Consider the following 758-nt stretch of genomic DNA (forward strand, 5'->3'; position numbering starts at 1 on the left):
GGCCAGGCGTGCACGAGCAGGGGACCGCCCGCCGCAGCTTCGCTGCCCTTTGCTCCGCCAGCCTGCCTTGCCAGCCTTTCGGCGAGCTGCTTGGCGGCGGTAGCGCGCGGAGATCTTTCCCCGCGAAAACGCATCAGCCGCCGCTCCAGATCGGCGCCGAGGCCACCGAGGCCGCGTTCGGTAAGCAGCACGGCGAACATTGCCGCCTCGAAGGCATGGCCGCTGCCGGCTGCCTCGGCAACCATATGCGCCAACCGCACCGGCAGAGCGAGCTTGCGCATCGCTGCACCCGCTTCCGTCAGGCGCCCCGTCTCGTCGATGGCATCCAGCGCGCGCAGTAGCCCCCTTGCCTCATTGAGGGCCGGAACAGGTGGCGGATCGAGAAAAGCAAGCGCTGACGGATCGGCAACGCCGAAGGCAGCACAATCGAGCAGCAGTCCGGACAGATCGGCCTCAAGGATTTCCGGCGGCGTGAAAGCGGGAAGTGCAGCCGTTTGCTCGGCCCGCCACAGCCGGATGGCGACGCCTGGCTGCGTGCGCCCGGCACGGCCGGCGCGCTGGTCGGCGGAAGCCTTGCTGACACGCACGGTCTCCAGTCGGGTCAAGCCACTGGCCGGCTCATAGCGCGGCAGCCGCGACAGGCCGGAATCGATGACGACGCGCACGCCGTCGATGGTGATCGAGGTTTCGGCTATCGAGGTGGCCAGCACCACCTTGCGGCGGCCCGCCGGCGGCGGCTTGATCGCCGCGTCCTGCGC

1 protein-coding gene is annotated in these 758 nt (G+C 69.7%); it reads right to left on the minus strand.

The genetic code is table 11. The features are described from left to right. On the minus strand, positions 1-758 hold a 758-nt coding region (locus ENZ74_RS35155; protein ID WP_281059713.1), incomplete at both ends, for a helicase-related protein.

Origin of the sequence: Mesorhizobium sp. M7A.F.Ca.CA.002.15.2.1 (assembly GCF_003998715.1) — a bacterium.
GTDB classification, from domain to species: Bacteria; Pseudomonadota; Alphaproteobacteria; order Rhizobiales; family Rhizobiaceae; genus Mesorhizobium; species Mesorhizobium ciceri.